At 44.3% G+C, this 7,750-nt stretch carries 9 protein-coding genes and 1 pseudogene; 6 read left to right on the top strand and 4 right to left on the bottom strand.

What is annotated here, in order from left to right; translation table 11 throughout:
• Both nirB and nirD read left to right on the top strand, forming a co-directional pair.
• Positions 1–2,133, top strand: a 2,133-nt coding sequence (nirB, locus tag IQR33_RS10195; RefSeq protein WP_228013838.1) for a nitrite reductase large subunit NirB, incomplete at its 5' end; no start/stop codon positions are given.
• Positions 2,134–2,469: a nitrite reductase small subunit NirD gene (gene nirD / locus IQR33_RS10190; RefSeq protein ID WP_053307743.1), complete on the top strand. Its 336-nt coding sequence runs from the start codon at positions 2,134–2,136 to the stop codon at positions 2,467–2,469.
• 98 nt (positions 2,470–2,567) lie between these two features.
• On the opposite strand, the gene IQR33_RS10185 is transcribed toward nirD, so the two are convergent.
• Together IQR33_RS10185 and IQR33_RS10180 are read right to left on the bottom strand one after the other, a co-directional pair.
• Positions 2,568–2,972, bottom strand: coding sequence for a PPC domain-containing DNA-binding protein (locus IQR33_RS10185; RefSeq protein ID WP_053307742.1), 405 nt, complete (start codon positions 2,970–2,972; stop codon positions 2,568–2,570).
• 1 nt (position 2,973) lies between these two features.
• Positions 2,974–3,549 carry a TetR/AcrR family transcriptional regulator gene (locus IQR33_RS10180; RefSeq protein ID WP_009701863.1) on the bottom strand — a complete coding sequence of 192 codons (576 nt, stop codon included), beginning with the start codon at positions 3,547–3,549 and terminating at the stop codon, positions 2,974–2,976.
• Between the two features lie 284 nt (positions 3,550–3,833).
• Between IQR33_RS10180 and IQR33_RS10175 the strand changes: the two are divergent.
• The 4 genes and pseudogenes from IQR33_RS10175 (at position 3,834) to IQR33_RS10160 (ending at position 6,589) form a co-directional block, all read left to right on the top strand.
• Positions 3,834–4,407, top strand: a pseudogene (locus tag IQR33_RS10175) (glutathione S-transferase family protein).
• A gap of 220 nt (positions 4,408–4,627) precedes the next feature.
• The gene (locus IQR33_RS10170; protein ID WP_017820228.1) at positions 4,628–4,888 is read left to right on the top strand and encodes a hypothetical protein; all 261 of its coding nucleotides are present in this window, start codon (positions 4,628–4,630) and stop codon (positions 4,886–4,888) included.
• 29 nt (positions 4,889–4,917) lie between these two features.
• On the top strand, positions 4,918–6,147 hold the full coding sequence (locus tag IQR33_RS10165; protein WP_193837722.1) for a PP2C family protein-serine/threonine phosphatase: 1,230 nt from the start codon (positions 4,918–4,920) through the stop codon (positions 6,145–6,147).
• Complete coding sequence (locus IQR33_RS10160; RefSeq protein WP_005375914.1) at positions 6,128–6,589, top strand: ATP-binding protein; 462 nt, start codon at positions 6,128–6,130, stop codon at positions 6,587–6,589. Before IQR33_RS10165 ends, IQR33_RS10160 begins: the two co-directional genes overlap by 20 nt.
• 70 nt (positions 6,590–6,659) lie before the next feature.
• Here IQR33_RS10160 and IQR33_RS10155 read toward each other — a convergent pair whose 3' ends face one another.
• Positions 6,660–6,851 carry a hypothetical protein gene (locus IQR33_RS10155; RefSeq protein ID WP_005375916.1) on the bottom strand — a complete coding sequence of 64 codons (192 nt, stop codon included), beginning with the start codon at positions 6,849–6,851 and terminating at the stop codon, positions 6,660–6,662.
• Positions 6,852–6,885: 34 nt separating this feature from the next.
• Positions 6,886–7,221, bottom strand: coding sequence for an Hpt domain-containing protein (locus tag IQR33_RS10150; RefSeq protein WP_005375918.1), 336 nt, complete (start codon positions 7,219–7,221; stop codon positions 6,886–6,888).
• Positions 7,222–7,750 lie beyond the last annotated feature (529 nt).

Below are 7,750 nucleotides of genomic sequence, written 5' to 3'. Positions count from 1 at the left end.
GGTAAAGACCGAGACAACGTGTTTGTCTACCGCACGCTTGATGACCTTTCACAAATCAAGAAGGCATGTGAAGGCGCAAGAACAGGCGCAGTGATTGGTGGTGGCTTGTTGGGTTTAGAAGCGGCAAACGCACTCAAACTATTGGGGCTAGAAACTCACGTTATTGAATTTGCACCCCGCCTGATGCCCGTGCAGTTAGACGATGGTGCTGGCTTAGTGCTAAAAGAGAAGATTGAAGCGCTGGGGCTAACTGTTCATACCTCGACGGGTACGGAGCGAATCTGCGATGGTGAAACGGCTAAGCATCGTATGGTGTTTAAAGACAAAGATCCTCTCGAAGTGGATGTGATTGTCTTCTCCGCAGGTATTCGCCCTCAAGATGAGTTGGCAAAAATGGCTGAGCTAGAAGTCGGCGAGCGAGGCGGCATTGTGATTGACAACCAATGCCAAACCAGCGATGAGAATATTTATGCGATTGGCGAATGTGCCCTTTGGGAGCAGAAGATCTTTGGTTTAGTCGCACCCGGTTACACCATGGCGAGAACCACTGCCGATGTCTTGACTGGGATGCCAAGCGAAGGTTTCAAAGGTGCAGACATGAGCACCAAACTCAAGCTGCTTGGGGTGGATGTGGCGTCTATCGGCGATGCACAAATGCAAACCGAAGGCGCACAAGAAATGGTATTGCAAGATGCGGTCGCAGGCATCTACAAAAAGCTGGTGGTTGATGCGAGCGGCACCCAATTGCTCGGTGCAATTCTTGTTGGTGACAACAGCGATTACGATGCGCTCTTACAGTGTTATTTGAACAAAACGGTCCTGCCAGACCACGCGGCGAACCTGCTGTTTGATACCGGAATGCTTGATGGAGAGATGCCAGACAGCGCCATTATCTGTTCTTGTCACAACGTCACAAAAGGCGACTTAGTTGCCGAGATTCAAGCTGGCACCACCAACCTTACGGACCTTAAAGCGAACACCAAAGCCGGTACTGGCTGTGGTGGCTGTAGCAATATGGTGAAGTCGGTATTGGATACTCAACTGGCAGCCATGGGGGTAGAGGTTAACAACCACCTTTGTGAGCACTTTGAGTTAAGTCGCCAAGAGATGTTCCATATTTGCCAAGTGGAACAAATCAAAGACTTCGACACCTTAATTGCACTGCATGGCAAAGGGCATGGGTGTGATATCTGTAAGCCGACAGCGGCATCTGTTTTTGCTTCTTTGTGGAATGAACACATCATGGAGCCGCAGCATCAATCTCTGCAAGACTCTAATGATGCCTTTATGGCGAACCTACAAAAAGATGGCTCTTACTCGATTGTGCCTCGTGTTCCGGGTGGCGAAATCACACCAGACAAACTCATCGTGCTAGGCGAAGTCGCTCAGCAATACGATCTATACACCAAAATCACTGGCGGTCAACGCGTGGATTTATTTGGCGCGCAGTTAGAACAGCTTCCTGAAATCTGGCAAACCTTGATTGATGCTGGTTTTGAAACAGGGCACGCCTACGGCAAGTCGGTGCGCACCGTGAAATCTTGTGTGGGTTCTACTTGGTGTCGCTATGGTGTTGATGACTCGGTCGGATTAGCGATTGAGTTAGAGAACCGCTACAAAGGATTGCGAGCGCCCCATAAGCTTAAGTTTGCCGTATCGGGATGTACTCGCGAGTGTGCAGAAGCGCAAAGTAAAGACATTGGGGTGATCGCCACTGAAAACGGCTGGAATCTATATGTGTGTGGTAATGGCGGCATGAGACCAAGACACGCTGATTTGTTTGCATCCGACTTATCCAAACCAGAGTTGATCATCATGATTGACCGAGTTTTGATGTTCTACGTCAGCACCGCTGATCGCTTGCAGCGCACGTCTGTGTGGATGGAGAATATGGAAGGGGGCCTAGATTACCTTAAACAAGTGATTTTGGATGACTCTCTGAATCTATGTGATTCTTTGGATGAACAAATGGCACGAGTCGTAGATACCTATCAATGTGAGTGGAAGAGTACGTTAGATAATCCTCAAAAATTGCAACGCTTCCGTCCTTTCTTGAACAGCACATCGGGCAGCAAAGTCTTGCCGTACCAACGTGTGCGCGGTCAGCGTATTCCAGTGAAACAGGAGGTGTAAATGGCAGCTTTAACCAAAGTGAAATTGTGTCAGCGTGATGACCTAATGCCGTTCATCGGTGCCACGGTGTTGATTGAAGGCGAGCATGTGGCGTTGTTCTACATTCCAGATAGCGGTGTTTACGCCGTTCAAGATTGGGACCCAATTGGTAAGGCTTATGTGATGAGTCGAGGGATTGTCGGTGATATTGATGGTGAGATGTGTGTCGCATCACCACTGTATAAACAGCACTTCAGTTTAAAGAGTGGGCAATGTTTGGAAGACGATGCGCACTGCCTAAAAACGTGGCAAGTAACGATCGACGATAATCAGGTTTGTTATTTAGCCGAAGAATGATCCTCGAAATTAGCTTGCTCGATATGAATAAATTATTGGCATAAGAGAAAAGCGAATAAAGCTCCAGAGACAGCACAGTATCGCTCTGGAGCTTTTTGTTATTTGGAAGGATTCACTTGGAGTTCGGTATAGCCAGTCGAGTCGTCCATCGCTCTAGTGAACTCAAGTTCTGAGTACGAATGGATGATCAACTCTGCGGTAGTATCAATCACTGTGCCTTCCAGCAAATGCCCACCCCAAACTCGTCCTTCACGATCAGACACCGAGATATGAACGTGTTGATGTTCAGGCGTTAGTGTTCCCATCACAGAGACGATTTCAAATGGCTCTCGTTTGGCTAACGTACTCTCTGCACCTGCCAAACGAAGGTTGAGGTCAGAGATACAACCAACGCATGAGGTAATCGAGCCTGCTTTGATACCGTACTGCTCGACCAATTTCGCTAGGCTCAGCTTTAAGTCCATGCCTTTGGTAAGACGTACTGCTATCACTTCAATCGACATGTTATTTCCTAATCAAAACCAGTAAGCAGGAAAGCGCCGTATCCAAGTCGGCATAACGTTTAGCTTTGCCAAGTACGCGCATACCTTGCATGTTGTTGAGAACAAAACGAGCGAGCTCTTCTGGTTTCAGCGTTTTCGGCACTAAGGTTTCTTTTTGTGCATTGGTCAGCGCATCCGCAATGATGTCGATAAGATGGTCAAACAAAAAATGCCCTTTACGCAGTACATCATCGTCTTCACCAGCGTGCTCAATCAACGCATTTTGGATAAAACACCCACAGCTGCGTTTGCGTTGCAGATCAGCAAAAGATTTAAGGAACGATTCCAACTCAGGTAAGGACGCGTCGTCTTTTTCCAAATCATTCAGTGACGGTAGCGAGACCTTTTTCAAGTAGGTATCGAGCGCTTCGTAGTAGAGCTGTTGCTTGTCACCATAGGTGTTGTAAAGACTGAAGCGGTTGATGTTCAACTCGTCGGTGAGATCCGAGATAGACGTGTTCGCAAAGCCCTTGCGCCAAAACACATCCATAGCCACGAGAAGCTTTTCATCTCGGTCGAAGTTGGCTTTTCTTGCCATAAATTACCTGCCTGGGTCTGCTTATCGGGTAATTAAATTGCTTTGGAGGGATGGTACAGAGAACCTCTAGCGTTCGAACTGGACCAATATGATGAATACCCATCTATTCTTGGGTATCAGCCCCCAAATTCATGTGAACTTACAAACGGCATCAAAAATCTCGCTCAGCAAACAGACCCACAACTGTTTGAAAATTTTTGATAGTGAAGTTCTTGACTGATCGTTTATAAACTGGCTACAGTATATCCTAACCAATCGGTTAGAAAAAGATAAAAGGATGTGAAATGAAGCTCTATGAAACCGCAATGACTCCAAGTTGTAAGCGAGTTAGCATTTTTCTAAAGGAAATCGGTGGCGAGGTTGAGCGAATTGCGCTGAACGTTCGTGAGGGCGATAACCTATCTGAACCGTTTAAATCGAAAAGCGTGAACGGTAAAGTGCCTCTGCTCGAACTGGATGATGGTACGACGATCTGTGAAAGTGTGGCGATTTGTCGCTACCTAGATGAAGCGTTTGAAAATGATCTGGCGCTGTTTGGTGCTAACCAGCTCGAACGTGCTCAGGTGGAAATGTGGCATCGCGTTGTCGAATTCCAAGGACTAAATGCGGCATTTCAGGCGTTTCGAAACATGGGGCGAAGAATCAAAACAACGCGTCTACGAATTTCTGCCCGTCTTAGACAAGCGTCTTGAACATAATGATTTTATCGCCGTAGACCATTTTACTATCGTCGATATAACAGGCTTTATTTTGATCAGTTTCGCAATTAAAGGCCTAGAAATTGATGTGCTATCGACGTCGCCAAACATTGCTCGATGGTATAACCAAATTTTAGCTAGACCTGCATTTCAGAGTTAATGTATTGCAGCGAGTGGATGATAGCTCGCTGCTACCACCTTACCGATTCTTAACTCAGCAGGATATTCAAATTTTTTCAGATTTTTCTTATTTTTTCTCCTATCGCCTATAATTGGAAAAACAACCTCAATTTGCTTCGTTGCGTTTTAGAGCCTTGGGCTCTTGGTCCGTAGACGCTCTCTTTCATCATGGAAAGTCTAATAATAGACAAGGAGAGGTCATGAGTATTCAAGTGAAAACTATCAATAATATTCTAATCGCCCTGTTAATGGTTTCGGTTTTTGGTCTATTCGCACTGTACCTCAATTACACACAGCAGAATGAACAGATTGAAAGGCTACAAAGTCAGTTAATCGAAAAAGAGCATCAGATACTAATTTCTAATGAAGCGTTGTCTTACACTCGATATCAACACCAATTATTAGCCGAAGACTACAGCCGTTTTAGAAATGAGCAGTCAGTGACTAGTGTTTTGCGTTAGCCAGTATAGCAACTGTATTAAGGAGGAAGATGAAACCCATTCTTTTGGTCGATGACAGTAAAACAGTACTGCTTTACATCAGCAGTGCATTGGAAAAGCAAGGCTATGAAGTGGTTGCAGTTGAAGACGGAAGAGCGGCGCTTGAAGTGCTAACCCACCGCCCTGATATTCAGTTTGTGCTGAGCGATTTAATGATGCCTAGAATTAATGGTATTGAATTGTGTCGCCAATTAAAATCTAAAGTTAGCGAACGTTACATTTTCTTTGTTCTACTGTCTTCTAGAAATGACCAAAGTTCGATCGTGAAAGGCATTGATGCTGGCGCAGATGATTTCGTAGATAAGAAGACGTCTGTAGAGGAACTTCAGGCCAGAATCCGTGCGGGGTTTCGTACTTTAGAACTGCACAACAAACTCGTTGAGAGAAATAAAGAGCTAGATGCGGCCTACCAAACAATTCACCAAGACCTGCAGTCTGCGAGTCAACTGATGGAGCAACTACTCCCTGCTGAATCAACTATCCAAAATATACAGTTTAGTTATGTCTACAGACCATGCTCCCAGATTGGTGGTGATATGTTGGGGTATTTGGAGCTCGATGAACAACATGTTGCGTTTTATGTATGTGATGTTTCTGGTCATGGTATTTCTTCAGCTTTGATGGCTTTTTCTATTCAACAGACACTATCTCAAAGTCAGGGGCCTGATTCGATCACGATGGAGTTGAGAGATGACTGCTATTGCGTAAGTGAGCCAGCATCTGTGATTGAACGGCTAAATCGGCGTTATCAGCAAACTAGAAACAGTCAACTTTACTTTACTATGGCTTACGCCATTCTTAACACAAAATCAGGGCGACTTAGCTATTGCACGGCTGGCCACCCCAGGATCTTAGTTTGGCGAGCGAGTACGAACACGATGGAACAGATAGGTGACGATAACTTTATCGTTGGTGCAATGCAGCCGATAGAATATAGCGGTAACCAAATTAGTCTAGATGAGGGCGATGCATTGTGGCTTTATTCGGATGGTTTGATTGAAGCGAGGCAGGGTGAGGAGATGTTTTCACTACAACGATTGGCATCGAGTATAAAAGCTGTTTGCACGCTGCCAGTTGAAGATCAAGTGGGAGACGTCTTTAAAAAAGTACAATCTTGGCACAACGAAGATGAGTTTGATGATGATGCCAGCCTTTTACAGGTAAAATGGCATGGTGAGAGGCTCGATTTTAAGGAAAAGAATGTCAAAGAGCGAATTTAAACGAACTTACGGGAGCTCCCTTACTCACTCACGAAGTGCGAGCAAAGACGTTGTTCGGTTTTTGATGGGTCATCAAATCCCCTTAAATGCAATTCAATCATTGGAGCTTTGTGTCGTTGAGCTCATGAATAACGCTTATATTCATTCTTACAGTGAAATAGAAGGCCTGCCAATTGAAGTGGAGTGTAGGGTTGGGGATGACCAAGTATCCGGTTTCGTGGAACTGAGAGTCTCTGATTGCGGAGCGCCGATCAATGAGAAGACGTTCATCCAACATAAAAATAAACAGATTGAGGCACCTAACTTAATGGATGACGATAGTTGGTCCTCCTCTGGTCGCGGACTGATGTTAGTCGCTCAATTATCTGACCTGTTTAAATTGGAAAAAGGTTTCGAAAACAATACGTTTGTTGTAGTGAAAAGGAATTGGGAGAGAAACTAACAACCAAGCAAAGTCGATTTGCTTCACTTGGTCCCTAGCGTTAATCTGACGGTTGCGTTGTATATCATTGTTATTTTGTATTCGTTGTTGGTGCTGGTGATAGTAACGCCTCCAACTCTTCTGGTGTTAGAATATCACTGATGTTTAACATATTATTTTCATCATCTAGCGCCATCTTTGTACGGCTAAGTAAGTACCTTTTTTGAGTTGGTGTTAGGTCTTTGAGAGACTCAATCAACTCCCTGAAATTGCTATTATTCATTGCCATATTTCCCCCAGTTAAGCCTTGAATTTCTTTATTGCATATTCTTCAAGTAAGCGAAGATTTGTTGATTAATTGCAGCTAGCTCTTCAGTAACTATAGCTATATCTGAGCTATCTGGCGCTGTATCGTTTCTGGTTTTTTCTTCTATTCTTTGAAACGCAATGACCGCGGTGTCTTCTCCGAAACTCTCTAGAATGCCCTTTAAACTATGCGCTAATAGATAGAGTTCTGACCAACATCTGCTTGTATATAGCTCATCTATACGCTCTATATCATTCGTGTGATCTTCAAGGTATGTAGAAAAAACAGTGACGATCAGATCTACGTCGTTATCCATGTATGTATTGAGAACATCAAAATTAATCATGTATACCCCTATTAAACGTTGCGGTAGAGGAATGTTTCGGATAATGAAGGCTTAGCCGAAGGTATGAATGGCATAACCAGTATTTGAGCAGAAATAGTTTGCTTGTCGCTTGAGATAAACTTACAAAAAGAAAGTCATTGTTAAAGATATTTTGACTTATATCCAAACGGCAATGGTCGAAATGTTCCAAACGGCAATGGTCGAAATGTAGGGATGAAAAAACTTCAACTCGCGTGTTTTTAACACAAGTAGCAAAGGGGACGTTTCCACGTAAAACGCCGAGTCGGTAAGTGTCTTGCAGTCCTAGTTTAAGGCTATCGTTACATACGGACGCCAGACGTTCGCCAACTTTGACTATTCCTTCAGTCAAGGCTAACTCTCCTCATTAAGTACAAGTATAAACTAGCAATCTAGTTGCATATTGGCAAGTAATCTGCGGCAAAAAAGGGACTCGCGTCCCTTTTGTATTACTAGCTTTGCTTAGAGTCCTGTTCTATTTGCTTCATAAGCTCGTTGGCTTTCTTCATAG

The organism is Vibrio sp. OPT46 (assembly GCF_015163535.1).
GTDB lineage: Bacteria > Pseudomonadota > Gammaproteobacteria > Enterobacterales > Vibrionaceae > Vibrio > Vibrio alginolyticus.
This window is presented reverse-complemented; position numbering and strand designations above follow the sequence as displayed.

Coding starts and splice junctions, on each gene's coding strand:
- IQR33_RS10180 (WP_009701863.1), bottom strand. CDS start 3,549: ATGGCAAGAAAAGCCAACTTCGACCGAGATGAAAAGCTTCTCGTGGCT.
- nirD (WP_053307743.1), top strand. CDS start 2,134: ATGGCAGCTTTAACCAAAGTGAAATTGTGTCAGCGTGATGACCTAATG.
- IQR33_RS10160 (WP_005375914.1), top strand. CDS start 6,128: ATGTCAAAGAGCGAATTTAAACGAACTTACGGGAGCTCCCTTACTCAC.
- IQR33_RS10165 (WP_193837722.1), top strand. CDS start 4,918: ATGAAACCCATTCTTTTGGTCGATGACAGTAAAACAGTACTGCTTTAC.
- IQR33_RS10150 (WP_005375918.1), bottom strand. CDS start 7,221: ATGATTAATTTTGATGTTCTCAATACATACATGGATAACGACGTAGAT.
- IQR33_RS10185 (WP_053307742.1), bottom strand. CDS start 2,972: ATGTCGATTGAAGTGATAGCAGTACGTCTTACCAAAGGCATGGACTTA.
- IQR33_RS10170 (WP_017820228.1), top strand. CDS start 4,628: ATGAGTATTCAAGTGAAAACTATCAATAATATTCTAATCGCCCTGTTA.
- IQR33_RS10155 (WP_005375916.1), bottom strand. CDS start 6,851: ATGAATAATAGCAATTTCAGGGAGTTGATTGAGTCTCTCAAAGACCTA.